At 68.9% G+C, this 24,593-nt stretch carries 25 protein-coding genes and 1 pseudogene; 20 read left to right on the plus strand and 6 right to left on the minus strand.

Annotation, left to right across the window (positions count from 1 at the left end; genetic code table 11):
- Positions 1-797: 797 nt before the first annotated feature.
- A complete protein-coding gene (locus tag ACXKR8_RS15200; RefSeq protein ID WP_458273443.1) occupies positions 798-1,160 on the plus strand; it encodes a hypothetical protein in 363 nt (120 codons plus the stop codon).
- On the opposite strand, the gene ACXKR8_RS15205 is transcribed toward ACXKR8_RS15200, so the two are convergent.
- Positions 1,140-2,174: an IS3 family transposase gene (locus ACXKR8_RS15205; RefSeq protein WP_458274906.1), complete on the minus strand. Its 1,035-nt coding sequence runs from the start codon at positions 2,172-2,174 to the stop codon at positions 1,140-1,142. The two genes, ACXKR8_RS15200 and ACXKR8_RS15205, sit on opposite strands and share 21 nt — an antisense overlap.
- Positions 2,171-2,569, minus strand: a complete 399-nt coding sequence (locus ACXKR8_RS15210) for a transposase (RefSeq protein ID WP_458266979.1) — start codon at positions 2,567-2,569, stop codon at positions 2,171-2,173. Before ACXKR8_RS15210 ends, ACXKR8_RS15205 begins: the two co-directional genes overlap by 4 nt.
- A gap of 171 nt (positions 2,570-2,740) precedes the next feature.
- On the opposite strand from ACXKR8_RS15210, the gene ACXKR8_RS15215 reads away from it, so the two are divergent.
- On the plus strand, positions 2,741-3,010 hold the full coding sequence (locus tag ACXKR8_RS15215) for a hypothetical protein (protein WP_458273444.1): 270 nt from the start codon (positions 2,741-2,743) through the stop codon (positions 3,008-3,010).
- A gap of 41 nt (positions 3,011-3,051) precedes the next feature.
- Positions 3,052-4,053 carry a helix-turn-helix domain-containing protein gene (locus ACXKR8_RS15220; RefSeq protein ID WP_458273445.1) on the plus strand — a complete coding sequence of 334 codons (1,002 nt, stop codon included), beginning with the start codon at positions 3,052-3,054 and terminating at the stop codon, positions 4,051-4,053.
- Here the strand turns inward: ACXKR8_RS15220 and ACXKR8_RS15225 are convergent.
- Positions 4,037-5,227, minus strand: a complete 1,191-nt coding sequence (locus ACXKR8_RS15225; RefSeq protein ID WP_458266618.1) for an IS110 family RNA-guided transposase — start codon at positions 5,225-5,227, stop codon at positions 4,037-4,039. The genes ACXKR8_RS15220 and ACXKR8_RS15225 overlap by 17 nt on opposite strands.
- A 409-nt stretch (positions 5,228-5,636) precedes the next feature.
- Here ACXKR8_RS15225 and ACXKR8_RS15230 point away from each other — a divergent pair, with 409 nt between their 5' ends.
- From ACXKR8_RS15230 to ACXKR8_RS15255, 6 genes are all read left to right on the plus strand, one after another.
- Positions 5,637-6,506, plus strand: coding sequence for an SUKH-3 domain-containing protein (locus ACXKR8_RS15230; RefSeq protein WP_458273446.1), 870 nt, complete (start codon positions 5,637-5,639; stop codon positions 6,504-6,506).
- Positions 6,507-6,668: 162 nt separating this feature from the next.
- Entirely contained in the window at positions 6,669-7,520 is an 852-nt protein-coding gene (locus ACXKR8_RS15235; RefSeq protein WP_458273447.1) for an IS5 family transposase, read from the plus strand.
- A 261-nt stretch (positions 7,521-7,781) separates the two neighbouring features.
- Entirely contained in the window at positions 7,782-8,984 is a 1,203-nt protein-coding gene (locus ACXKR8_RS15240) for a serine/threonine-protein kinase (protein ID WP_458273448.1), read from the plus strand.
- Between the two features lie 509 nt (positions 8,985-9,493).
- Positions 9,494-10,471 carry a cation:proton antiporter gene (locus tag ACXKR8_RS15245; protein WP_462100518.1) on the plus strand — a complete coding sequence of 326 codons (978 nt, stop codon included), beginning with the start codon at positions 9,494-9,496 and terminating at the stop codon, positions 10,469-10,471.
- On the plus strand, positions 10,402-11,016 hold the full coding sequence (locus tag ACXKR8_RS15250) for a cation:proton antiporter domain-containing protein (protein ID WP_462100519.1): 615 nt from the start codon (positions 10,402-10,404) through the stop codon (positions 11,014-11,016). Before ACXKR8_RS15245 ends, ACXKR8_RS15250 begins: the two co-directional genes overlap by 70 nt.
- Before the next feature lie 71 nt (positions 11,017-11,087).
- Complete coding sequence (locus ACXKR8_RS15255; protein ID WP_458273450.1) at positions 11,088-11,432, plus strand: hypothetical protein; 345 nt, start codon at positions 11,088-11,090, stop codon at positions 11,430-11,432.
- 478 nt (positions 11,433-11,910) lie between these two features.
- Here ACXKR8_RS15255 and ACXKR8_RS15260 read toward each other — a convergent pair whose 3' ends face one another.
- Together ACXKR8_RS15260 and ACXKR8_RS15265 are read right to left on the minus strand one after the other, a co-directional pair.
- Positions 11,911-12,306, minus strand: coding sequence for a CBS domain-containing protein (locus tag ACXKR8_RS15260; protein ID WP_462100520.1), 396 nt, complete (start codon positions 12,304-12,306; stop codon positions 11,911-11,913).
- Positions 12,264-13,751 (minus strand): chloride channel protein, encoded by a 1,488-nt coding sequence (locus tag ACXKR8_RS15265; protein WP_462100521.1) that lies wholly within the window; start codon positions 13,749-13,751, stop codon positions 12,264-12,266. The genes ACXKR8_RS15260 and ACXKR8_RS15265 overlap by 43 nt, the downstream gene beginning before the upstream one ends.
- Positions 13,752-13,842: 91 nt before the next feature.
- Here ACXKR8_RS15265 and ACXKR8_RS15270 point away from each other — a divergent pair.
- Positions 13,843-14,348 (plus strand): annotated as a pseudogene (locus tag ACXKR8_RS15270) (MarR family winged helix-turn-helix transcriptional regulator).
- Between the two features lie 179 nt (positions 14,349-14,527).
- Here the strand turns inward: ACXKR8_RS15270 and ACXKR8_RS15275 are convergent.
- The gene (locus ACXKR8_RS15275; protein ID WP_458273453.1) at positions 14,528-15,064 is read right to left on the minus strand and encodes a CGNR zinc finger domain-containing protein; all 537 of its coding nucleotides are present in this window, start codon (positions 15,062-15,064) and stop codon (positions 14,528-14,530) included.
- Between the two features lie 90 nt (positions 15,065-15,154).
- Between ACXKR8_RS15275 and ACXKR8_RS15280 the strand changes: the two genes are divergently transcribed.
- The 10 genes from ACXKR8_RS15280 (at position 15,155) to ACXKR8_RS15325 (ending at position 24,382) form a co-directional block, all read left to right on the plus strand.
- On the plus strand, positions 15,155-16,417 hold the full coding sequence (locus ACXKR8_RS15280) for an MFS transporter (protein ID WP_462100522.1): 1,263 nt from the start codon (positions 15,155-15,157) through the stop codon (positions 16,415-16,417).
- On the plus strand, positions 16,411-16,632 hold the full coding sequence (locus ACXKR8_RS15285) for a hypothetical protein (protein ID WP_462100523.1): 222 nt from the start codon (positions 16,411-16,413) through the stop codon (positions 16,630-16,632). Before ACXKR8_RS15280 ends, ACXKR8_RS15285 begins: the two co-directional genes overlap by 7 nt.
- Before the next feature lie 351 nt (positions 16,633-16,983).
- Positions 16,984-17,472, plus strand: coding sequence for an Asp23/Gls24 family envelope stress response protein (locus ACXKR8_RS15290; RefSeq protein WP_458273455.1), 489 nt, complete (start codon positions 16,984-16,986; stop codon positions 17,470-17,472).
- Positions 17,473-17,579: 107 nt separating this feature from the next.
- Positions 17,580-17,729, plus strand: coding sequence for a hypothetical protein (locus ACXKR8_RS15295; protein ID WP_462100524.1), 150 nt, complete (start codon positions 17,580-17,582; stop codon positions 17,727-17,729).
- A 38-nt stretch (positions 17,730-17,767) separates the two neighbouring features.
- Positions 17,768-18,238 carry an Asp23/Gls24 family envelope stress response protein gene (locus tag ACXKR8_RS15300; protein WP_462100525.1) on the plus strand — a complete coding sequence of 157 codons (471 nt, stop codon included), beginning with the start codon at positions 17,768-17,770 and terminating at the stop codon, positions 18,236-18,238.
- 11 nt (positions 18,239-18,249) lie between these two features.
- The gene (locus ACXKR8_RS15305) at positions 18,250-18,729 is read left to right on the plus strand and encodes a DUF6286 domain-containing protein (RefSeq protein ID WP_462100526.1); all 480 of its coding nucleotides are present in this window, start codon (positions 18,250-18,252) and stop codon (positions 18,727-18,729) included.
- A gap of 55 nt (positions 18,730-18,784) precedes the next feature.
- Positions 18,785-19,390: an Asp23/Gls24 family envelope stress response protein gene (locus ACXKR8_RS15310; protein WP_458273457.1), complete on the plus strand. Its 606-nt coding sequence runs from the start codon at positions 18,785-18,787 to the stop codon at positions 19,388-19,390.
- 139 nt (positions 19,391-19,529) lie between these two features.
- Positions 19,530-20,264, plus strand: coding sequence for a beta-phosphoglucomutase family hydrolase (locus tag ACXKR8_RS15315; protein ID WP_458273458.1), 735 nt, complete (start codon positions 19,530-19,532; stop codon positions 20,262-20,264).
- A gap of 425 nt (positions 20,265-20,689) precedes the next feature.
- A complete protein-coding gene (locus ACXKR8_RS15320; RefSeq protein WP_458273459.1) occupies positions 20,690-23,113 on the plus strand; it encodes a glycoside hydrolase family 65 protein in 2,424 nt (807 codons plus the stop codon).
- Positions 23,114-23,173: 60 nt separating this feature from the next.
- Positions 23,174-24,382, plus strand: a complete 1,209-nt coding sequence (locus ACXKR8_RS15325; protein WP_458273460.1) for a permease — start codon at positions 23,174-23,176, stop codon at positions 24,380-24,382.
- The last annotated feature ends 211 nt before the right edge of the window (positions 24,383-24,593 follow it).

A 24,593-nucleotide genomic window follows, 5' to 3' on the forward strand; every position in this document is an offset into this window, starting at 1 on the left:
GTCCATTATTTTCAGGATCGAGGAAGACGGCATTTCCGGGCCGCACGTCAAGGGGAGGCCCTGAAGAAGTGCAAGTAGCCGCCTGGCCATTTCGCAACTCAAGATATGCCGTACTACGATCGTTACTTACATGCATTACGCGGGCGACAGTTCGCGGTGTCGTAATATCCAAGCTCATGCTGCTCAGATCCGCCCTTCTCAGCAAGAGGAAACGCAAGGCTGCAAATCGGACCCGGCCACACGCTTGCACCGTCAGTCATGACTCGCACAGATTAACTGTTCGGACTGACAGCGGCCTAATCCACACTCAGTGATCATCCCATGGCCCAAATCGATCACTTTACGGTGCCTTCTGATCAGGCATTACTTGAATCGGAATAATAGCTTCCGCTCTACCGATTAGTACGCTTCCTCTCGTCATCCAGCACCCACGCGAACGCCACCGGCGCCTAGGGAAGGCCCAGCCGTCGCAAGCCGCCTCGGCGGAGGCCCTCGGATCCGAAGCTTCCAACTGCGCAAGACGCGGTTGGCGTGGTTCCGCGATGCAACCCAGGACATCGAGGTGGCGGATGCCGCAGTCGCCGCACGACGGGGCGGCCTCGCAGCCCTCGGTGGGGCCAGGTCGAGATGGATCAGACGGCCATGCTTGGGACGCACCACGGAGCCGGCCACCTGCATCAGTGACGCTCAGAGCGCCAAGACCGCGCTGAGGAACCTTCTTGACGTCTCATCATGCGGTACTCTTATAAAAATCCTCCCGCATATGCGGTGGGGATCTTATAAGACCCGGAGGGTTCGTGCTCCTCAACGCCGCTCTCGGCAGGCCGGACGACAGCAGCCAGCTCCTCGCCGAACTAGGCCTCAAGCTTGAGTACTTCGATCGCATCATCCGCATGGGGCAGCAAGCACGTGGACAGTGCACCGAAGACGATGCCAAGAACGCCAGGGGAACCCAGGACTACCTCAGTCGCGTGCGCGAGCTGCGCTTCGTCCTGCGTACCGAGTTGGCCTGGAAGCGCTACGACCCGAAGCAGTCACCGCTGATCGTCAATCCCGAGAAGAACATGGGCATAGGCGTGCTGCTGGGCGATGCGCGAACCGGACCGGAACGTGTCAAGTCAAATGAGACGTTCGTACGGTTATGCGCTCTGTTGTGCTGATTCGGGTTCTCTGCGTTTGGCGGGGTCGTTGATCCACGCCTGATCGGGGATCTTGGGCGGGCGGGGGCGGCGGGCGAAGCGTTCGGGGTGGCGGGCGTATGCCTCGTTGAGCGTGACGGCGCGCTGGTCCTGGACTTGGCCGGCGGTGCCGAAGTGCACGGACGCAGGCGTGTGCAGCCCGATGCCCGAATGGCGATGCTCATGGTTGTAATAGGCAATGAATGAGTCGAACCACTCGCGTGCGTGGTTCAGGGAGTCGAACCGCGCCGGGTAGTCGGCCATGTACTTCGTGGTTTTGAACTGGCTTTCGCTGTACGGGTTGTCATTCGAGACCTTGGGGCGCGAGTGCGAGCGCGTCACGCCCAGATCGATGAGCAACTGCGAGACTTTCTTGCTGGTCATCGAGGTGCCGCGGTCCGCGTGCAGGTGCTCGGGGGCGATGCCGTTGCGTTCGACGGTCTCGCTGATCAACTCCTCGGCGCGCTCGGCCGATTCGGCCATCTCCACGGTGTAGCCGACGACGTAGCGGCTGAAGATGTCGATGATGACGTAGGCGTGGTACCAGATGCCCTTGTCTGGTCCGGCCAGTTTGGTGATGTCCCAACTGAAGACCTGCGAGGGGGCGGTGGCCACGAGTTCGGGGATGGACTTGGCGGCGTGGGTGGCCTGGCGGCGGCGCTCGCCGGTCTGGCCCTGGGCCTCCAGGATCCGGTACATCGTGCGCACTGAGCAGTAGTAGCGGCCCTCGTCCAGTTCGCGCGCCCAGATCTGGGCAGGTGCCAGTTCGGCATAGGCCGGGCTGTTCATCAGTGCCAGGATCCGCGCGCGCTCCGCCGGAGCCAGAGCTGAGGGCGGCGAGGGGCGCGGAGCGCGCTCGCGCGGCGGGGGCGGGTTGAGCCGACGGTAGTGCGTGGCCCGTGAGCGACCGGTCAGCCGGCAGGCCGCAGTGGTGTTCAACTCCCGCTCCAGCGACTGGAAGAGCTCGTCGGCGACCTGCTCGGCCTCGGCTTTCAGCCCGCACTCTTGGAGAGCAGTTCCAAGAGTGCGGAAGCTTTTCCCAGCAGCTCCAGGGCGGCGTCCTTCTGCGCCAGCTCCCGTTCCACGACGGCCAGCCTCTTGCGCAGCCGCTCGGCCTCGGCTGCTTCGGCGGGCCTCTTGGGGCGTGCGGGCGAGGTCCGCCGGTCGGCGAGCGTGGCCATCGCTCCGGCGTCTCGCGCGGCCCGCCACTCGATGATGTGCGAGTGGTACAACCGCTCGCGGCGCAGGACCGCGCCCTTCTCCCCGCTGGGGGCGGCATCGTACTCAGCGACGATCCGCAGCTTGTATTCCGCCGTGAACGTGCGCCGCTTCGGCCGCGGGGCCGGGTCGGGCTCGGGGGCTGTGCGTGAGGTGGTGGTATTGGAAGCCATGCCGGGAATCTCCTGTCTCGCCCATCCAGACTAACCCGGACGAACCGGACGTCTCAGTCGAGACTGTCAGAGAGGGGACTTCCCGGCAACCCCCAGCCCCGCAGCTACCGCCCCGCCGGCATCTCGAAGGAGACTGCCGTTGCGCGCAACCAGCAACTCTCCCTCTTCACAGTGGCCGCGGAGCCGGACGAGGTCCAGCTCGATGACGACGAGTACGCCAACCTGGCCACCTGGTACCTGCTGACCTACCGGTACCAAGCACGGCGGTCAGAGACGCTGGAGGTGCGCAGCGAACTGTCCCTGCCCGACCGCGTGGGCAGCAACGGAAGGATAGACAGCTGGAGGGCAAGGATCCTCCTCCCTACCGTTCTATTCGAAAATGTGCGCGACTACACTGGCGATCAAGCTGCTGAGTACGTCGTTAACGTCGAAGAGCGGTGATCACCCCGTACAACCCGACTAGGTAAGGACTGCGAGGAGAGATGATCAATTCCTCGCGCATCACCACTGCCAGGAAGCGCCGCGGCTACACGTTGGCTGAGCTCTCCAGCCGGGCTGGCGTCAGCCTCCAGAGCCTGTCCAACTACGAGCGCGGGCGGACTGAACCGACCGCCGAGACCATCGCACAGATGGCAGTCGCACTCGACTTCCCGGAGTCGTTCTTCTATCAGCCGGACCTGGATCCGATCCCCCTTGACGCGGTCTCGTTCCGCGCACGCAGCAAGCTTGCGGCTGGCCCGCGCGAAGGGGCCCTAGCCGCCAGCAGACTCGCGCTGGAGCTCAACGAGTGGATCGAAGCCCGCTTCCGGCTGCCGGCCAATGACATTCCGACCCTGGGTAAACCCGATCCGGAGACTGCCGCTGAGATGGTGCGGGCTCGATGGGGGCTGGGTAACAGCCCTGCGGGAAACCTCGTGCACTTGCTTGAAGCGCACGGGGTGCGCGTCTTCTCCCTCCCTCCGGAGTACACGGACGTCGACGCCTTCGCCACCTGGCGCAATGGCACACCGTTCGTCTTCCTGAGCACTCTGAAGACTCCCGAAAGGGGCCGCTTCGACGCTGCCCACGAACTGGGCCATCTTGTCCTGCACGGTGAAGATCGCTCCCTGGTCGGTCCACAGGCCGAGCAGCAAGCCAATGCCTTCGCCAGCGCGTTCCTGATGCCACGCTCCAGCGTGCTGGACCACATGCCGCGATCCCCCATGGTGCCCCAGATCATCAAAGGCAAGAGCATCTGGCGCGTCTCAGCCCTCGCCCTGACCTACCGGCTTCACGACCTGGACCTCCTAAGCGACTGGCAGTACCGCCGAACCTGTATCGAGCTCGGCGAGCGTGGATACCGGACAGGCGAGCCCAAGGGCCTCACCACGCGCGAGGGCTCACAACTGCTCGATAAGGTTCTCCGCGCGACAAAGGTAAAGGGCTCCGGCATCTCGGACATCGCCAGAGAACATCCCAATGCCGTTGTCAACCAGCCGCCGTGACTGCCGGTATTGCTTGGTAGCACGCTCCGTCGCGGAGCATCGCCCACAGCACGTTCACCCGTCGTCGCGCGAGCGCGATCAGGGCCTGCTTGTGCCCCTTGCCCTCGGCGCGCTTTCGGTCGTAGAAGATCCGCGAAGCCGCGCAGGATTTCAGGCTGGCCATCGAGGAGAGGTAGAAGACCCTCAGCAAGCCGCGGTGGTAGCGGCGGGGGCGGTGCAGGTTGCCGCTGACCCGTCCGGAGTCCCGGGGAGCTGGGGCCACGCCTCCGTAGCCGGCCAGGCGGTCGGCGCTGGCGAAGGCATCCATGTCACCGCCGGTGGCCGCAAGGAACTCGGCCCCGAGCTGGCTGCCCATCCCGGGCAGGCTGCGGATCACCTCGGCGTGCGGGTGCTCGCGGAACCTCGCCTCGGTGAGGGCGTCGAGCTCGGCGATCTCCTCGTCCAGGGCCATCACAGCCTTGGCCATCCGGATCACCATCGCGGCGGCGAGCTTCTCGCCGGGCAGTGCGGTCTGCTGGGCCTGGGCCGCCTCCAGCACGGTCTTCGCCAACGACTCGGAGCTGCGGACCTTGCGGTTGCGCAGCCAGGACTCGATGCGCTTGGCCCCGGTGCGGCGGATGGCGGCCGGGGTCTGGTAGCCGGTCAGCAGGACGATCGGACCCTTGTTCGTCAGGTCCAGTGCGCGTTCCAATGCGGGAAAGTATTCCAGCAGTTGGGCACGCAGCCGGTTGATCTGGCGAGTGCGGTCGCTGACCAGGTCGGTGCGGCGGGTGGTGAGGATGCGCAGGTCGACCGCTATCGGGTCGCCGGGCCGCAGCCGGCCCAGGTCGCGGCGCATGCGGGCCTGGTCGGCGATGACGAAGGCGTCCTTCGCGTCGGTCTTTCCCTCGCCGCGGTAGGTGCCCGTGGCACGGTGGACGGCCAGACCGGTGAGGTAGGCCATCGGCTGGTCGTGGTTGAGCAGCAGGCCGATCAGTAGCGCGGCGCCGCCGTGGTTGATGTCCACCGCCCACAGCACATCACCGTCGATGCCCAGGACGTCGCGGATCAACTCCAGCAGAGCCGGCTCGTCGTTCAGGACACGACGCGACAGCAGCCGCTCGCCCCGCTCGTTGAGCACCACGCAGTGGTGATGCTCCTTGCCGATGTCCACTCCGGCCCAGACCTGCGGCACAGCTACCTCCGTCAGCTTGTCGTCAACAAATCCCGCAGACGACCTCGCCGACGTAGTCCTACAGAGCGATCAAGTCGCACATCCCAATTGGCGGTCGGGTCGTCGCGGGGCTCCGGGCGGCCATGTTCTCTGAGCCATCCGATCGGCTCCTCCATGACAGCCATACCCAGAGCCCCCGGGCCCACCGATCTTACGAGTGACCAGTTCGAACCCTCTTGAAAAGTAGGACTCCATGTCACTCCGAAGGAACTGAGCAGTTGGGTATTCGGGCTCGTGGTCACCTCTCGCACCGGCAGCAGTGACCACACCGCCGCGGCTTCCCCCCAGGCCCGGCCGCGGCTCTCACTGGTGCAGTAAGACACGTAAGCGGCGGGTGCACTGTCCGGCGTGAGGCTGCGAGGATGCCAGCGTGGTGGACATCGAGGAGTGGAATCGCGTTCGCGAGGGCCTGCGGTTCGGGCAGCGGCTCCAGGGGAGGGTGGCTAGGGTGCCGAGGCCGGGGGCGATCGGGATCTTCGTCGACGTCGGCCTCCCCGTCGGCGGTTTCGTGGACGTGCTGTTGCTGCCTGTGGATGCGGACCGGTGGCCGCGGGAGGGCTCGGTGGTCGAGTTCGAGGTCTGGTGGGCCGATGAGCGACCACAGCTCCGACTCAAGCCGGTCAATCCCGGTTTCCTGCGGGACGATTTCGATCGGTGGCAGGCGAAGATGCGGCCGGGATGGGCGGCGGAGCGAGGACAGGCAGTGCCCGTCGGCACGGCACCGGCGGCGACGCAGGCCCGGGTCCATGCTTGGGTGGACGCTACGGCCACGCCCCTGGCAGGGGCGGACGTGGTGACTGGGTTCTCCGTCGAGACCGAAGAGACCTTGCGCGCGGCCGGATGGTGGCCCGGCCGCCGTGTGTGCGTCGCTCTGTGGCGCGACACCCTGGAACAGGACGGCCCGGTGCGCCTGCATGACGCAGCCGAACGGTTCCTGACGGAGTTCGGCGGCTTGAGCGTGTCACTGCGCGGGCCGGGCATCACCTGCGCCAGGACCCCGTTCGAGTTCGACCCCGAGCTCTGCGTCGGGGAGGGGGACCGGTTCGCCGAGTGGGGCGAAACGATCGGGCACGACCTCTTCCCGATCGGCGAGCTCGACCAGGGCCGCTTCTTCCTGGGCATCGACGAGAACAGCGAGATCTACCTCATCGCAGGCTGGGTCGCGACGTTCGGTCCGCTCACGGAGGCACTGGAAAAGCTCGCGCTGGGCGTCCGCCCGCAGACCATCGAGACGCCATAGCGCAGTTCAGCGCCATGTCGAGCAGGCTAGATTCAGCAATCCGATTAAGACCGTCCGGCAATAGGCAGTGGTCGGGGCGCGATGATGTGGGGTGGATGCAGCGCGGGCACGGGTCCACGTGATCATGGAGTTCTCTACGCTCAGTGATCATGAAGGACGGCCGTGCCCGCGCTGCCATTTTGCCTGCTCGAACCCCTCTGGGACCAGTTCTCCGCTCTCCTGCCCGCCCGGGGAGAGTTCGCAGTGGACCACCCGCTGGGCTGTCACCGCCGCCGGATTGCCGATCGGACGGTCTTCGAACACATCGTGCTCGCTCTGGTCCACGGCACGGGCTACGAGCGCATCTCCACCCCTGGGTGCTCGGACCGAACGATCAGACGCCGCGTCAAGGAGTGGTCTGAACTGGGGATATCGGAGAAGGTCCACGCTCTGGCGCTTGAGGCGTACGACCGGATGATCGGTCTCGGGCTGGGCGAGATATCGGTGGACGGCTGCATCACCAAGGCCCCGTCCGGCGGTGAGAAAGCGGGACGCTCCCCGGTTGACCGGGGCAAGCAGGGACTGAAACGCTCGGTCGCCTCCGACGCCTGCGGCGTCCCGCTCGGGATCGTCTCCGACGGCGCGAACCGGCACGACTCACCTCTGCTCGGCCCCACCCTGGAGGCGGCCAAGGCACAGGTCGGCGCGATGCCGACAGCGGTCAACATCAACCTTGACCGCGGCTACGACAGCGCCAAGTCCCGTGCGCTGATAGCCGAGTTGGGATTCACGGCCGAGATCGCCCGCAAGGGTGTACCGGCCCCGATCCAGGCCGGTAAGCGCTGGGTGGTCGAGCGCACGCACTCGTGGATGAACGACTACGGCAAGCTGCGAAGCTGCACAGAGAAGAAGGGCAGCATCGTGGACTTCTACCTGTACCTGGCCGCCGCCCTCGTCACGCTCCGCATGCTCATCCGCCGAGCAACGAGCCGCTACCGCTGGGACGGCCGCCCCACCACCCGACGCCTCAAGTGATCCATTTGCCGGTCGGTCTAACTCGCGGTTGAATGCCCGAGCGTTGCCGAACTCGGCCACCCGCGGCTGATGACGCTCCTTGAAAACGACTCTCCCCGGATCTGGGTGAAATCCTAGGACGGGCGTGCCTCGTTCTGACTCCTGCGGATCCGAGTCCTCACCCGCCCATGAGACTTGTCCACCGTTAGTCTTGACGGCGCCTCAGCCTTGGACGAAAACGGGCCAGCACCGACGGCGTCCTCCTCGTTCAAGTTGGGCAACGTGCTGCTGCTGGATGAGGATCGCGAACGGTCCCACCCTGGCCTTAATCTTGAGTCGATGACTGAAATCCAGCCCGCCACGCCAAACCCCGTCTGGACCAGACTGATGCCGGCACGCGAAGTCGACCGACGAGTGAGTCTTTCGTGGCTCTCCGGACTCGGCTTCAACCGTGGGGCACCCGTCGAACTGCTCATCCAGCTCCTGGACGTCGGTGTGACCGATTTCCTGTGGCGCGAAGACCTGCCGAATAGCGTCATGGACGCCGTGGTTGGTCACAGAAGACGGAGTGTGCGCGCCCTTGCCGCAGAAATCGGCCGCCTCTCCCCGGCGCAATGGGAACGGATCATCGACGCCTCCCACGAGCCGGACCTGCGCCAGCAGCTGACCGAGCGCGCCGAGGAACTAGTGGCGGCCCGGCGGCTCTCACGTGGAGGCCGGGGTGTCGGGCGTGCACCCCGACCCGACGCCGAGCCGCCCGCGACAACCGCCGAGATCGCGACGATGGCCTCCGAGGTCCCCGACATCGACCCCCACAGCTCCACGACGGCACTGTGGTGGATCGGCGCACTCCACGCGAACGCCGAGGCCATGCGTCAGCTCGCGCGTTCCCCCAAGCTGCTGGTCCGTCGCAGCGTCGCCAGGGCGCCGCGGCTGCCCGCGGACGTAGCGGAACTCCTCGCCAGCGACGAAGACCGTGCCGTTCGCCTCTTCCTCGCCGAGTCCTGCGACGACGCCCCGCCCGAGATGCTCCTTGAGGTCGCAGGATGGTGGGACGCGAGCTACTCGTTCCCCGGCCGACCGCGCAACCACCCCAACTTCCCCCGCCAGGGGCTGCTGCGCTTCGCAGAGGACCCGAACCCGCGCCTGCGGGCTCTCGCGCTCGACGACCCGGCCTCCACCGCCGCACTCGTCGAGCAGGCCAGCCACGATTCCCACGAAATCGTCCGCATGTCCGCTGCCGAGGACCCCCGGCTCACACCCGAGGCCGCAGTCCGACTAGCCGCCGACCCCGACCAGGGCGTGCGTTGGCGTGCGGCATCGAACCCGGCCGTCCCCCCAGACGAACTGGTGGCACTCCTACTCGACCTGCGCACCGCGCAGATCGCCGTCCGCAACCCCGTACTCCCCGCCTCCGTCATGCGCAGCATGGTCGAGGTCGCCGCCCCGTGGCTTGATGCTCCGCGCCACCCCCCACAGAGGTAGACGTCATGCGAGCTTGATCAACAGTCTCCACGCAGGCGCGGCCAGATCCGTCTTCGGAGGACGGAGCACGCAGGGCCCTGACCTGCACAAACGCGGCTGACATGCCGTCCGACCTGCGAAAGTCCCTCTCAGCAGCTCTCGCCGATCCTCGTCATTTCTCGTCCTCATGTGTACTGAATCCGTACTCCAGGACAGCGTTCCCGAGGGGATCAACGGGTAGGCCGCCCCCGTCGCGGGCCGGGGTCGCCTCCAGGGTAAGCATCGGGCAACACCAATAGGAGGCTGCCCGTGTGAGCACGGCATTGAGCTGGACCGAGACTCCGGACAGACACGAATCCATCCCCTTCCGCCGTTAAGGAGTGGATAAGGTGGGTTCACGGTGTGCCGGGAAGTCTGGTCGGCTCGGGGATGGATCTGCGGCGCTTCAGCTGCGGGGACCCCGGTGACGATCCGGGGTTCCCGAAATGCGTGCGGTCGGCACTGTTCTTGTCCTTGTGGTCCTGGCCACGGTGGTTGCCACCGGTGCGCGGCGGTGGCGGATTCCGGCCCCCTCCCTGTTGGTGATCGCGGGCCTGTTCGTGGCCCTGATACCGGGCACCCCAGCGCTCCACATCGCTCCGCAGACCATCGCCCTAGTGGTGCTGCCGCCGCTGCTGTACGCCTCGGCGGAGGAGATGTCGCTGCGCGACCTGAAGATCGTGTGGCGGCCGGTGACGGTGCTGGCGCTGGGCCTGGTACTGGCCTCGGCCGCCGCTGTCGGGTTCCTGGCGGTGGCGCTCACCCCGCTGACGGCGCCGATGGCGCTGGTGCTGGGCGCGGTGCTGGCCAGCACCGACCCGGTCGCGGTCACCGCGCTGGGGCGCAGGCTGGCGCTGCCGGGTCGGGTGCAGACGATGGTGCAGGCGGAGAGCCTGTTCAACGACGCCACCTCACTGGTCCTGTTCAAGGTGGCCGTCGGGTTGGCGGTCGCCTCCAGCGCGGTGTCTTGGCCGAAGGCCGGTGGTGAGTTCTTCCTGCTGGCCGGGGGCGGCAGCGTCATCGGCGCGGCGGTGGCCGGGGTGGTGGCACTGATCCGGGCCAGGACCACCGATCCGGTCCTGGAGACGGTGATTGCCCTGGTCACCCCTTACGCGGCGTACGTGCTGGCCGAGGGTGCCCATACCTCAGGGGTCACCGCTGTGGTGGTGGCCGGGGTGGTGCTGGGTCGTTCCGGGTACCGCCTGACGGATGCGCGGATCCGCCTTCAGTTGCAGGCGGTGTATTCGGTGGTGGTGTTCCTGCTGGAGAGCGTGGTCTTCGCGATCATCGGCCTGGAACTGCCCACCATGGTCCGCGACCTGCCCGCAGGTTCCGGAGCGTGGCCGTTGCAGGCGCTGGCGCTAGCCGCGGTCCTGATCGGGCTGCGGGTGCTGTGTGGGTGTGGCCGCTGTCCAAGGTCGTCAAGCCCGTCGAGGGGGCCGCGTCGTGGCGGGTCGCCGCCGTGGTGACCTGGGCCGGCACCCGCGGCGTCATGCCCCTGGCCGCGGCCCTGTCGATTCCGCTGCTGGCCGACGACGGCAGCGCGCTGCCGGGACGCCCGTTGGTGTTGGTGCTGACCACGGCGGTGGTGGTGTTCACGCTGGTCGTGCAGGGGCTGAGCCTGGCCCCGCTGGTCAACCGCTCCGGGCTGGCCCTGGAGCCGCAGGACACCGCCCGCGAGCAGGAGCGCGCCCGCCAGCAGATCGCCCGCGCGGGCCTGGACCACCTGGACCAGCTCGCCGACCTCGGCGCCGCACCCGACGCGGCTCTGAGCCGCGTGCGGTTGTCGCTTGACGCGCGCCTGCGCCACAGCCAGGCCCAGGACCCCGAGGACCACAGCGCCGGGGAATCATCACTCCTGCAGGTCTACCAGCAGCTGCGGCGCGAGGTGATCATCCTGCAGGGCACCGAGCTGCAGCGGATGTACGAGGCGCACCAGATCAGCGACACCACCCGGCGCCAACTGCAGTACGACCTCGACCTGGAGGAGTCTGGACTGAGCAGCGGCCGATAGCCCGCACCGCTGCACCCGAACCCCTCCGCGCTCCACCGCCCGTCACTCAGGACCTCGAAGGAGAGCCGCCCATGACCTACCAGGACCGACGTGCGCTGCACCTGCACCCGGGGCAACCCGGCTGCCTGGCGGCCAGTGTGCACGGGGTGGTCACCGCGGAGTTGGCGCAGCGGATCGCAGACAGGCTCGCGGACCACCTGGTGGCTACTACCCGTGAGGTGCACGTGGACGTGGACCAGGCCAACCCGTTGGCTGCGGCTGCCGCAGCCGTCCTGTTCTTCCCTCTGCTGCAAGCGGCCCGCGACCGCGATCCCGTAGTCACCGTGACGGTCCACCGGGCCGACTCCCGGACCCGCGCTGGGATGCTCCAGCTGGGGCTGGACCGGTTCCTGGCCTACAGCGACCAGCCGGTCTGACGGAGGGATGCCTGTCGGGAGGTGCTGCCGGGTGTTGTCAGGTGCCTGGTAGGCGGCGTTGAGGGCGTCGTGGCGCTGGGTGTAGTCGCGGATGCGGGTGATCAGGCCGTCGGTGTGGTGGAAGACCAGGTAGTGCGTCGCCCGGGGGGTGGTGGGGTCGTCGCCGGGGTGGACCAGCAGCCCCAGGACGGTGGCTTCGGGGTAGGTGAAGGTCTCCTGGACGGTGGCGCGCAGCCCGCTGGTGTGCAGGTGGGAGCAGCGGAGCAGGACTTCGGTGCGGCCGTGGCAGGGGCTGCCTTGGTGTGCGGCGGGGGTCCAGTGGACGTCGGGGTGCAGGATCTGGCTCAGGGGCAGGCGGTCTCCGGTGTTCAGGGCAGCGCGTAGGTGGGCGGTGATGGTGCTGGGGCTGGTGGGCATGGGGCCTCTCGGGTGTGCGGGGACCGTGGGAGGGCTTGCCGGGGTCTGGTGGCCGCGGGGGTCAGCGGGCGGCGGCGGTGGCGGGTTCGGCCGGTGGGGTGGCGGGGTGGTGCAGTGAAGCGAGGACGGATTCGTAGGTGATCCAGCCGGTGAGCTGGGTGCGGGTGGAGTCCAGGACGGGGAGTCCGGCTCCGCCGGCGTGGACCAGCGCGTTCAGGGCGTCGGTGAGGTCGTTGTCGGCGGTGATGGTGGCGGGCCGGTGGGTGATGGTGGCCAGGGTGCTGGTGGCGTGGGTGCCCTCGGCCAGGGCTTGGGCGGCGTGGCGGGCGGTGGCGGTGCCCAGGTAGGTGCCGTCGGCGGCGAGGACGGGCAGGACGCCGTGCGGGGAGGCGGCCAGCCGGTCCGCCGCCGCTGTCAGCGCCATGGTCTCGGGCAGGGCTTCGGGGACGGGTTCCATGACCGCGCTGACGGTGATCCCGGCGAAGGGGGAGGTGTCGGGCTTGGCATCGAGGTCGATGCCGCGCGGCGGCGCAGTTTGGCGGTGTAGATGGTGTCGCGGGACAGGGCGCGGGAGACCAGGGTGGCCAGGACGATGGCGGTCATCAGCGGCAGGATGATGGTGTACTCGCCGGTGAGCTCGAACAGGATGATCACAGCGGTGATGGGGGCGCGTGCAGCGCCGGCGAACACGGCGCCCATGCCGATCAGGCCGTAGGCGCCGACGGGTCCGGCGATGCCGGGTGCCAGGTCGTGGGCGGCGGCGCCGAACGCGGAGCCGAGCATCGCGCCCATGAACAGCGAGGGGGCGAAGACGCCGCCGGAGCCGCCGATGCCGATGGTCAGGCTGGTGGCGACGATCTTGCCGACCAGCAGCACGATCAGGAATCCGATGACGTACTTGCCGCCGACCGCGTTCTCCAGCACCGGGTACCCGACGCCGTACATCTGGGGCAGGACCAGGAGCAGCAGGCCCAGCAGCAGGCCGCCGACGGCGGGCCGGGCCCATTCGGGGCCGCGCCAGACCTTGTCGCAGGCGTCCTCGATCCGGTACAGCACCTTGCTGAACCCCACGCCGAGTGCTCCGGCGAGCAGTCCGAGCAGGGCGAACAGCAGGTACTGGGCCAGGTGCTGGACCTGGAAGGGCGGCAGGTGCAGGAACGGGTTGTTGCCCAGGGCTGCGCGGCCGATGACGGAGGCGGTGACGGAGGCCAGGACGACCATGCCGAAGGACTCGGCGGTGAAGTCGCCCAGGATCAGCTCCATCGCGAAGAACACCCCGGCCAGCGGGGCGTTGAAGGTCGCCGCGATGCCGCCGGCGGCGCCGCAGGCCACCAGGACCTTGAGCCGGTCCTCGGCGACCTTGACCCAGCTCCCCAGGCTGGAGCCGAGCGCGGAGCCGATCTGCACGATCGGGCCCTCGCGGCCCACCGATCCGCCGCCGCCGATGCACAGCGCCGAGGCCAGGGATTTGACCAGGGCGACCTGCGGGGCGATCTTGCCGCCGCGCCGGGCGACGGCGTACATGACCTCGGGCACCCCGTGTCCGCGGGCCTCGCGGGCGTACCGCTGGACCAGCGGCCCGTAGACCAGCCCGGCGACCACCGGAGCCAGGAGCACGAAGAAGCGTCCGAGCCAGGGCACGTGCGGGTTGGCGGCGTGCCCGGCGGCGGAGTAGTCGGCGTGGCCGGACAGCAGCAGGGTGAACGTCTTGATCATCCAGCGGAACGCGACCGCGCCCAGGCCCGCCCCTGCGCCCACCGCCAGGGCGAGGGCCACCAGGCCGCCCTTGGACTCGCGCAGCCCCACCCACAGGCGCGAAAGTCCCCGCTGGAGTGCGATCGGCGCGGCCGGGACTATGCGCCCAGGGGTTGGTCGGGGCTCGGTGTTCGCAGGCTCGCTCATTCTTGCAGTATGCAATGTTTGCACTGTCGGAAGAAAGGCGGGGGTCCCCGCGGCTCCATGCGGGAGCGCCCGACGGGGTAGAACTGCTGTCATGCCTGAACTCCTGCCGTCCCAGGAACCCGCCCCGGTCAACGCCATGGTCGCCGCCGTGGTGACCGCCTCCCGCGTGCTGGTCGCCATCTCCGCCCGCTCCCTGGCCGCGGTCGAGGACACCTGACCGTCCCCCAGTTCCGCATGCTGGTGGTCCTGGACACCAACGGCGCCACCAGCCTGTCCCGCCTCGCCGAGCAGCTCGCGGTCAACCCCTCGACCGCGATGCGGATGGTGGACCGCCTCACTGCGGCCGGCATGGTCGAACGCACCGCGGACGCCGGAGACCGCCGAGTAGTACGCCTGGTCGCCACCGAGGCCGGACACCGGGTGGTGCACCAGGTCACCGAACGCCGCCAGGCCGAGATCGCGCAGATCGTGGCCGCCATGCCCGACAAGCACCGCGACGCGATGGTCCAAGCGCTGCAGGCGTTCGCCGACGCCGCCGGCGAGACCCAGGTCGACCCCACCACCTACACCGGACTCGCCCTGCCCGGCTGGACCTGAACGCCCGGGGCAGACCGCATCGACCGCCCAGTCGAACTCTGTGCTGCCAGTCTCCGCCCGAGCCCGACGCTGCGGTGCAGCAGCCGGCGGTACCCGGGGTCGGCAGGGCATCCCTCAACAGCGCTTCGAAACGCTTCAGCCCAGGACCGCGGCCAGGCCGTTCTACTCCAGGACGGAGATCAGCTGGTGACCGCTCGGCGACGGCGGTAGGCGCCGGCGGCGGCCCGGTCATTGCACTGGTCGCAGCAGTAGCGGCGGGTGCGGGCGCGGCTGCGGTCCACGAACACGCAGGTGCACGGTGGCGCCTGGCAGACGCCCAGGCGGCTGGTGCCGTGCCGCACCAGATGGGCGGCCAGGGCGCCCAGGAGCCGGGCGCGCAGGACGGACAGTCCGGCAGTGGCGGCGCTCACGGTCCAGCGCGCTGTTCCCTGGTCGACCGTCAATCGCACTGGTGCGCGGTCGTGCTGGAGCAGGCCGTTGAGCACACCCGCGGCCTGGTCGAGGTCGGAGGCCGAGAACAGGGGGGCGATGGCTGCTCGCAACTGGACCAGAGCGGGAAAGTCGTCCTCGTTCAGCTCCTGCGCCAGGGCCGGCTCCTGTGCCTGGCAAAGGATGCGCTGGTAGGTGGCTGTATCAGTGAGCCGGTCGGGCGGATCGGCAAGCGCATAGAAGGTGTTGACCAGTTCGACGGCCAAGTCGAGGTCGCTCTCCTCCATGGATCCGGCCCCCTGCGTCAGTGATGTTTCCCCTCATGGTACTTGCGAACGCGCCGTCAGTAGTGTTCAACTAATAGCAACTGATGAGTGATGAGGGGGGAATCCTGTGTCCGTATCCACGATGTCCGTGCGCGGCGGTCCGATGCCCGGCGGCGGTTACCTCCGTGGGCGGTCGGGCTGTCGGTGCTGTCCGGGCAGGTGATGGCGTCGCTGGACACGGCGATCGTGAACGTGGGAGCCCCGCAGATCCAGAGCGACCTGCACCTGACCGGCCCGGTGCTGCAACTCGCCGTCTCCGCCTACGTGCTGGTCTATGCGGTGGGTCTGGTCACCGGCGCCCGCCTGGGCGCGCGCTGGGGATACGCGCGGGCCTTCCTGGGGGGTACGACGCTGTTCACGGCCGCCTCGCTGGCCTGCGGGCTCGCCTCCGGCGCGGTCATGCTGGTCAGTGCCCGTGCCGTGCAGGGAGCCGGCGCGGCCCTGATGGTCCCGCAGGTCCTCTCCCTGCTGCAGGCGGGCTTCACCGGCGAGCGGCGCCGACGCGTGCTCTCCCTGTACGGCCTGGTCCTGGCGGTGGGTGTCGCCGCAGGCCAGATCCTGGGCGGCGTCCTGATCAGCGCCGACCTGCTCGGCGGCGGATGGCGTCCGATCTTCCTGGTGAACCTGCCGATCGGCCTGGCCGTGCTGGCCTGCTCCGCAGGCCGCCTGCCCGCCGGACCGGACCGTGCGTCGGGACGCCGCCGTCTCGACCTGGTCGGCGCGTTGCTCCTGGGCGGCGCGATCCTGGCGCTGGTCGTGCCGTTGACCTTCGGCAGCGACGCCGGATGGCCCTGGTGGTGCTGGACCCTGCTGGGTGCAGCACCTCCCGCTCTCACCGTCTTCGCCCGGTACGAAACTAGACTGGCAACCAACGGGCAGCAACCGCTGATCGACACCGAGATCCTCGCCCAACGCGCGGTCCGCCAAGGCCTGGGCGGTGTCTTCGTCCTCATGGCCTGCTACGGCGCACTGCTGTTCACCACCGCGCTCTACCTCCAGTACACCCTGCACGACAGCCCCCTGCGTTCCGGGCTGACCTTCGCCGGCTACGCCGCAGGCTTCGCCACCGCGTCCATGACCTGGTCCCGGCTGCCCAACCGCTGGCATCCACACCTTCCCGCCGTCGCCTTCGCACTCTTCTCCGCCGCCACCGCAGCCCTGGCCTGGACGGTGGCCACCAGCGGCTGGCCCTGGTGGGCCACCGTCCTACTGGCCGCGGCCGGCGTAGGACACGGCGCCGGCTTCGGAGCACTGGTACGACGAACCGTCGAGCACACCGCACCCAGCACACGGCCTCGATCAGCGGCGTGCTGAGCACCGCCAACCAACTCGCCATCGCCATCGGCGTCGCGGCCCTGGGGACCCTCTACCTCTCCACCAGCCCGCACACCGACTCGTTCCCGGCCCTGTCCTGGGTCCTGAGCGCCACTGCCGCAGCAACCGCCCTGACCGGCCTGCTCCTGACCGCCTCCCGACCCACAAGGCAGGCTGACGAACAGAGCGCCCTCAGCGCCCCGGAAGCACGTTGAACCTCTGCGTGTATGGCTTCAGAATCCCCGGAGTAACGCTCCGATCGCATCAGTGGATCATTTCTTGACGTACGTGGATCCGTTGATACGACGGGCCGCAAGGTCCTGGCACTGCAGGTGGCTGTGCGCGCCACCGAGGGTGGCGGTGCCGGTCCGATGGAGCCGCTCCGTTCCTCTCCGGTATCGGCAGTCTCTGCGCGGGGGTGCTGGTGGGAATCCGGGGTCCTGGCGGCCCTGTCCACAGGGCCGTTCGGCCCTGTGGCGGCGGGCGCTCCGGGAGCAGCATGACGGTGGCAGCAGGCGGATGCGGTGCCCTCCGGGTACCCGAGGCGCCTGCTTCGAGGAGAGATCATGACCGACACCATCACCCGGACCGCTTCCACGGAGAACGTCTCCACCAGTGACGGGGCAGGGCTGCGCAACCGCACCGTCGCCAGTCTGGGCAAGCCGGAGTCCCGGGGCCGGACGAGCATTGCGGACAGCGTGGTGGCACAGATCGCCGGTATGGCCGCCCGCGAGGTCCCGGGTATCCACAGCCTGGGCGCGGGAATGAGCCGTGCCTTTGGCGCGGTGCGGGACCACGTCCCTGGAGGGGGCACCAACTTCTCTCGCGGGGTCAAGGTCGAGGTCGGTGAGCGCCAGGCTGCGGTGGACCTGGACGTGGTGGTCGAGTACGGCGTCGCGATCCTCGACATCGCCGCCAGCGCCCGCGCGCACGTGATCTCCGAGCTGGAGCGGACGACCGGCCTGGAGGTCGTGGAGGTCAACATCTCCGTCGTCGACGTCCACCTGCCTGAGGAGGAGGACGAGTCCACGCCGAGCGAGAGCCGCGTGAAATGACCCGTCCCTCCGTAGGCCGTTCCAGCTGGCCCGAGCATGCGTCGGACTCGGAATCGCGGCAGGGTACCGGCGGCGGACACAGCGCCGGCATCGGGCTGCTGGCTGGAATGGCCCTGGGATTCGCCGGCTACTTCGGCGGCTTCTGGGCCTTCCTACTGGTAACCGTGATGGGAGTGGCGGGACTGGTGACCGGTCTGGCCCTGGACGGCAGCCTGGACCTGGGCGCGCTGGTCAGGGCACGCGGTGGTCGGCGATGAGTACCCTCAGGGCGGCACCAGTTGAGCAGGGGCCACCGGTGGTGGCAACACCGGGCCGCGGCACCACACGGATTGCGGACAGGGCTGTCGCCCGGATCGCCGCACGAGCTGCCCGCGACGCGCTGGTCCCGCACACCCGGCCCGGACATCACCCGCACGCCCCGCGCGCCAGGATCACCACCGGCAGCGGAGCTGTGAGGGTGGCACTGCAGGTGCGCCTGCCTTACCCGGCCGACCTTGCGGCGATCTGCACCCGACTGCAGGATGACGTCGCCCTGCGCCTGGGCGAACTGACGGGCCTACAAGTCCGCGAGATCACCGTCGACATCGAGCAGTGCAACGTCGAGAGCACCACCGCAACGCCCACCCGGCGGTGGACCTCACCAAGCCACCACCCCATCCCGGGACCGGTGGTACAGCTCTGGTGGGCGGCGATGGTTCGGCGACGGCCGACACGTCCCGACTCCCACACCGCTGGTGGGCGGCACGCCGGATCCCCTCCGCACTGACGGCCGGACTGGTGCTGGCCGGGTCCCTGCTGCTGATCTACAAAGTGGTGGCCGCAGGCCGGGACCACCCGACGGGGTGGGTTGGCGCAGCCTTTGCCCAGGGCTTGGCCGACCGTCCCCTGGGCGACGCCTGGGTGATCGTCGTTGCCGCAGTGTGCGTGGCACTAGGACTGTGGATGATCATGGCGGCGCTCATGCCCGGCGGACGCCGGACACTGCCGCTGCGGCCGCCGGAAGAGGATCCGGCGCTTCGTGCCGGCTTGGGCCGCGCCGCCGCCGCCACAGCGCTGCGGGACGCTGCGCTGAGCGTGGCGGGCGTCACCGCGGTGCGCGTTCGAGTACGCCGCCGGATCACCGTGCGAGCGATCACAGGATTCGGCGACCCACAGCGGATCGAAACCGAGCTGACCCAAGTCCTGAACCAGGCACGGGACGGACTCGGCCTGGCCCACCCGCCTGCTCTGACCGCCCACACCCGACGCCCCTCCTGATCTCCCGTATCCCCACTTGCTTCTACCCGGTCAACCATCGTCCCTGGGACCTGCCATGCGAGCGCAATCCGCTGTCAACCGCGCCCTGCTGGCGTCGATCGGGACAGTCCTGTTCGGCGCCGGACTACTGGCCCTGGCCGGCGCATGGGACCTGTACCGGCGCTGGGACCTGCCGCGGCCTACCCGTTGGCTCCCCACTACCCCGCATGGCGCCCTGAACCGTGCAGTTCGACACGGCGGCTTCAGCACGTGGGCGTGGGCCTGGCCGGTGACCCTGACCGCACTGACCCTGGTGAGCTTGCTCGCACTGGTCTGGCTGCTGCGGCAACTGCCCAGTGCAACAACCCGGAAGACCCCACTGGGTGGGACTGTCCTGCGGGGACGCATCATGATGCGAGGCACCGCCCTGGCCCAGGCGATCCAGGAAGAGATACTGGACGTGTCCGGAGTCCAGCGTGCTCGGGTACGGGTGGCTGGCTCCGACTCACACCCCAGCCTCTACATCACGGTAGCCCTGGACGCGACGGGGAGTCCGCGCGAGGTTTTGCATGCGCTGCAGTCGGGGCCAATCGATCACGCCCGGATGGCAACCGGCTGGACGCACCTACCGGTCGATATCCGGTTCAGCAATTCGCCACACAGAGCGCGGCGCACCCACTGAAGGGCACGCCCCCGGGCGGTTGACCGCTGGAACTCGGGACTGTAGGCCGTGTGAGCCGTGCGTGATCTTTCCCGCTGTCGACGGCGGGTGTCACCACGCGGTTACTACGGCCCGGATTTATTCTGGGGGGAGGATGGGGGTGGCGATGCTGGGGCTTCCTGAAGGTATCCGTGCCTGCCTGTTCGATCTCGACGGCGTGCTCACCGGGACCGCGGTCCTGCACGCGGCGGCGTGGAAGGAGATGTTCGACGGCTTCCTCAGTCTGCGGGAGGGGCCGGGATTTAGACCCTTCGATCCGGTCGCGGACTACGACGACTACGTCAACGGGTTGCCGCGGGCCGACGGTGTCCGCGCTTTCCTGGCCTCGCGGGGTATCGACCTCGCTGAGGGCGGCGCGCGGGACCCTGCGGAGCGCGAGACCGTGTACGGGCTCGGCACGCGGAAGAACGCGCTGGTGCTGCGGATGATCAAGGAGCGCGGCGTCCAGGCGTACCCGGGGTCGGTGCGCTATGTCGAGGCGGCGAGGGAGGCCGGACTTCGGCGTGCGGTGGTGTCCTCCAGCGCCAACTGCCTGGACGTCCTGGTGGCGGCCGGTATCGCCGACCTCTTCGAGGTGCGGGTCGACGGCGTGGTGGCAGCCGAACGCGGGCTTGCGGGCAAGCCTGCCCCCGACACTTTCCTGGCTGCGGCGCAAGCGCTCGGTGTCCTCGCCGCGCAGGCGGCGGTCTTCGAAGACGCGCTGGCCGGGATGGAGGCCGGTCGGGACGGCGGCTTCGGGTGCGTGGTCGGAGTGGACCGGGGCGGTCAGGCCGACGCGCTGCGCCGTCACGGGGGCCAGGTCGTGGTGAGGGATCTCAGCGACCTGCTGGACTGAGCACGATCTGGTTCCCTCGGGTGTCGACTCCACCGTTCCGCCGGCCCGCGTCGCAGACGCGGGGCAGGGGCCGGCTGGTCCCACTCCAGAGCCGGTCCGACGCCACGTCCTCCTCTGTCCCCGGGGACGCTTGAACGGGAAAGGCTACTTCTCGCTGTGGGGGCGGCTTCGGCCTACAGTGGGCTCATCAGCGTCCTGGACCCCGACGCGGCCACAGTCCGGCAGACGGTCGGGCGCGAGCGCATCTGGGGCGCACCGATGAGCAAGCCGGTCCAAGCAGCAGCGAGGGTGTATCCGTGGGCCCGCTTGGCGGGCAGTGCCCGTGATCGGGCACCTGGGCAGGGGCTGCAGCCGCACACAGGTGAGGTTCCGGGTGCGGATCCTTCCGCAGGGCATGTTGTGATCTGTCGCGCCACGCCGCCGGCATGTGCGGTCCGAGGGCTTGGTCCGGGCAGGTGATCGCCCATCCCGCTTTCGCTGTCGATCCGTGGTGTCTGCGCGAGTGCGGTCTGGATCTGGAGGTGCTCGCGCAGAGCGAGTCGCTGTTCGCGTTGTCCAACGGCCATGTGGGCTGGCGCGGCAACCTGGACGAGGGTGAGCCGCACGGCCTGCCGGGGACGTATCTGAACGGTGTCTTCGAGTTCCGCCCGCTGCCGTACGCGGAGGCCGGGTTCAGCTATCCGGAGTCCGGCCAGACGATCATCAATGTGACCAACGGCAAGGTGATGCGGCTGCTGGTGGATGGCGAGCCGCTGGACCTGCGCTACGGGACCCTGCACAGCCACGAGCGGGTGCTGGACTTCCGCGCGGGGGTGCTGGAGCGGAGCGTCCTGTGGACGACGCCCTCGGGTTGCACCGTGCGGATCCGGTCGACTCGTCTGGTCTCGCTCACCCAGCGCGCGATCGCCGCGATCGCCTACGAGGTCGAGGCGGTGGACCGGCAGGTGCAGGTCGTGCTGCAGTCCGAGCTGGTCGCCAACGAGCAGCTGCCGCCGCAGGGGGGCGACCCCAGGGTGGCGGCGGTGCTGGACTCGGTGCTGGTGGCGGAGGACGACTTCGCCCGGGGCAGCAGGCTGCGGCTGGTGCACCGCACGGTACGCAGCGGGTTGCGGGTCGCGGTGGCCGCCGATCACCTCATCGACGGCCCGGCGGGTACGTCGGCGGCGGCGGAGAGCGGTCCGGACGTGAGCCGCCTGACGGTGACCTCGCAGCTTGCGCCGGGTGAGTGTCTGCGGGTGGTGAAGACTGTGGCGCACGGCTGGTCCGGTGCCCGGTCGCTGCCCGCGGTGCGGGACCAGGTCGACGCGGCGCTGGCGGGCGCCGCGGAGATCGGGTGGGCGGGGTTGCTGGCGGGGCAGCGCGCGTACCTGGACGATTTCTGGACTCACGCGGACGTGGAGGTGGAGGGCGACGCCGAGATTCAGCAGGCGGTGCGGTTCGCGCTGTTCCACGTCCTGCAGGCGGCGGCCTGCGCCGAGGAGCGGGCGATCCCGGCCAAGGGCCTGACCGGGTCCGGGTACGACGGGCACTGCTTCTGGGACACCGAGGCCTACGTGCTGCCCATGCTCGTCCATACGGCACCGGCGGCGGTGGGCCAGGCGCTGCGCTGGCGCCACGCCACCCTTCCAGCGGCGCGGGCCCGGGCGGCCAAGCTCGGCCTGGCGGGGGCCGCGTTCCCCTGGCGGACCATCAACGGGGACGAGTGCTCGGCGTATTGGCCGGCCGGGACGGCGGCCTTCCATGTCAACGCCGACATCGCCGACGCGGTGGTGCGCTACACCTCGGCCACCAGCGACCTGGCCTTCGAACGCGAGGTCGGCCTGGAGCTGCTGGTGCACACCGCACGGTTGTGGCGCTCCCTGGGCTACCACGACGGTGCGGGGGTGTTCCACCTGGACGGGGTGACCGGGCCGGACGAGTACGGCGCGGTCGCCGACGACAACATCTACACCAACGTGATGGCCCAGCAGAACCTGCTGGCCGCCGCCGACGCGGTCGCGCGCCACCGCCAGGCGGCACTCTCGCTCGGGGTCGACGATGAGGAGACCGCTGCCTGGCGCGATGCCGCGGCCCGGATCGCGATGCCCTTCAACGCGGTGCTGGGCGTGCACGAGCAGTCGGTCGGTTTCACCACCCACCAGGTGTGGGACTTCGCCGCGACCGCCCCGGAGTCCTACCCGCTGATGCTGCACTTCCCCTACTTCGACCTGTACCGCAAGCAGGTCTGCAAGCAGGCCGACCTGGTCTTCGCGATGCAGCAGCGCGGTGACCTGTTCACCGCGGAGCAGAAGGCTGCCAACTTCGCCTACTACGAGGCGGTCACGGTGCGGGACTCCTCGCTGTCCGCCAGTAGCCAGGCTGTCCTGGCCGCCGAGGTCGGCCACCTGCGCCTGGCCTACGACTACCTCGGTGAGGCGGCGCTGATGGACCTGGCGGACCTGGAGCACAACACCCGCGACGGCATCCACCTCGCTTCCCTGGCCGGGACCTGGATCGCCCTGGTGACCGGCTTCGGCGGGATGCGGCACCAGAGCAACGCACTCGCCTTCGCCCCGCGCCTGCCCGAGCAGTTGACCCGCCTGGCCTTCGCCGTGCAGTTCCAGCAACGCTGCATCCGGGTGGAGATCACCCACCAGGACGCCACCTACACCCTCCTGGAAGGCTCCGACCTGGAGATCAGCCACCACGGCCAGCCGCTGACGGTGACCGGGCACTCGCCCTGCCGCGCGGCCGTACCAGCCGCGCCGCAGCTGCCTGAACCACGTCAGGCCGCCGGTCGCGTTCCACCGCGGCGGACCTGGGCAGCCGATCATCAGCACGGAGCCGAGGACCCTTCGCGGGCACACTGAGGCGTGCGGCCGAGCCGCCTCCCGAATCCGCGCACAACCCATCCGCCACCAGGGGAAGACATGCACGCGATCCTCCACGCGCTCTCGCTCACCGGCTCGATGGCCTGGGAGATCACCTGGGCACTGATCCTGGGCTTCGCCCTGTCCGCGGTGGTACAGGCGGTGGTGCGCAGGTCCACGATCATCCGGCTGCTGGGCGATGACCGACCGAGGACGCTGGCCCTGGCCTCGCTGCTGGGGGCGGCGTCCTCCTCGTGCTCCTACGCGGCGGTGGCCCTGGCCCGTTCGCTGTTCCGCAAGGGCGCGGACTTCACCGCCGCGATGGCCTTCGAGGTCGCCTCCACCAACCTGGTCATCGAACTCGGCGTGATCCTGGCCCTGCTGATGGGCTGGCAGTTCACCGCCGCGGAGTTCGTCGGCGGCCCGATCATGATCGTGGTCCTGGCCGTGCTCTTCCGGATCTTCCTGCGTGACAAGCTCCTACGCGAAGCACGTGACCAGGCCGAACGCGGAGCGGCGGGCTCGATGGAGGGCCACGCGGCGATGGACATGTCCGTCCAGCGCGAGGGCACCTTCACCCGGCGCCTGTTCTCAAGGCAGGGCTACACCTCGGTGGCGCACGTGTTCGTGATGGAGTGGGCCGCGATCCTGCGCGACCTGGTGATCGGCCTGCTCGTCGCCGGGGCCGTCGCCGCCTGGGTCCCCGACTCCTTCTGGCACACCTTCTTCTTCACCGGCCACCCCCTGGCGTCCAAGATCTGGGGGCCGCTGGTGGGACCACTGGTCGCCATGCTCTCGTTCGTGTGCTCCATCGGCAACGTGCCCCTGGCCGTGGTGCTGTGGAAGGGCGGCATCAGCTTCGGCGGCGTGGTCGCCTTCATCTTCGCCGACCTGCTGATCCTGCCGATCCTGGCCATCTACAAGAAGTACTACGGGTGGCGGATGACCATCTTCCTCGCCACGACCTTCTACACCGCGATGGTCATCGCCGGCTACATCGTCGAGTTCACGTTCGGCGCCCTGGGACTGATCCCCGACCAGGCCCGGGCAACGCTCCCGACCCAGGGTGTGAGCTGGAACTACACCACCTGGCTCAACATCGTCTTCCTGCTCCTGGCCGCCGCCCTGGTGCTCCGCTTCATCCGTACCGGCGGACGGGCGATGCTCGCGATGATGGGCGGCGCCCCCCAGAAGGAGCAGGCCGACATGACCATGGACACCGGTCGCCGGGATTCACCGGCCACCGGCCGCGGTGAAAGCCACCACTGAGAGGAGGACCACCGGTCCTCACCGCTGGCTGCGCTCCACGAGCGTAGACTGACAAGAGAGTTGATCTTCCTGTCCGGGTTCCCCGCAGGCAGGCACCCGCGTCGCCCCAGACTCCCGGCGGCATCCACGACCGACCGTTGGATGAATCCCGAGGAGCTGATGACGTCCATGGCATCCAGTCACCGGTGGCAGCCGCCACTTCCCGGAGCCG

This window comes from Streptacidiphilus sp. PAMC 29251 (assembly GCF_054208735.2).

What these genes read in the sequence shown, in the direction of transcription:
- ACXKR8_RS15290 (WP_458273455.1), top strand. Translation starts at nt 16,984, where the DNA reads ATGACCGACACCATCACCCGGACCGCTTCCACGGAGAACGTCTCCACC.
- ACXKR8_RS15210 (WP_458266979.1), bottom strand. Translation starts at nt 2,569, where the DNA reads ATGGCTTCCAATACCACCACCTCACGCACAGCCCCCGAGCCCGACCCG.
- ACXKR8_RS15280 (WP_462100522.1), top strand. Translation starts at nt 15,155, where the DNA reads ATGAGGGGGGAATCCTGTGTCCGTATCCACGATGTCCGTGCGCGGCGG.
- ACXKR8_RS15260 (WP_462100520.1), bottom strand. Translation starts at nt 12,306, where the DNA reads ATGGAACCCGTCCCCGAAGCCCTGCCCGAGACCATGGCGCTGACAGCG.
- ACXKR8_RS15275 (WP_458273453.1), bottom strand. Translation starts at nt 15,064, where the DNA reads ATGGAGGAGAGCGACCTCGACTTGGCCGTCGAACTGGTCAACACCTTC.
- ACXKR8_RS15310 (WP_458273457.1), top strand. Translation starts at nt 18,785, where the DNA reads ATGCGAGCGCAATCCGCTGTCAACCGCGCCCTGCTGGCGTCGATCGGG.
- ACXKR8_RS15325 (WP_458273460.1), top strand. Translation starts at nt 23,174, where the DNA reads ATGCACGCGATCCTCCACGCGCTCTCGCTCACCGGCTCGATGGCCTGG.
- ACXKR8_RS15295 (WP_462100524.1), top strand. Translation starts at nt 17,580, where the DNA reads ATGGCCCTGGGATTCGCCGGCTACTTCGGCGGCTTCTGGGCCTTCCTA.
- ACXKR8_RS15265 (WP_462100521.1), bottom strand. Translation starts at nt 13,751, where the DNA reads ATGAGCGAGCCTGCGAACACCGAGCCCCGACCAACCCCTGGGCGCATA.
- ACXKR8_RS15320 (WP_458273459.1), top strand. Translation starts at nt 20,690, where the DNA reads ATGTGCGGTCCGAGGGCTTGGTCCGGGCAGGTGATCGCCCATCCCGCT.
- ACXKR8_RS15255 (WP_458273450.1), top strand. Translation starts at nt 11,088, where the DNA reads ATGACCTACCAGGACCGACGTGCGCTGCACCTGCACCCGGGGCAACCC.
- ACXKR8_RS15220 (WP_458273445.1), top strand. Translation starts at nt 3,052, where the DNA reads ATGATCAATTCCTCGCGCATCACCACTGCCAGGAAGCGCCGCGGCTAC.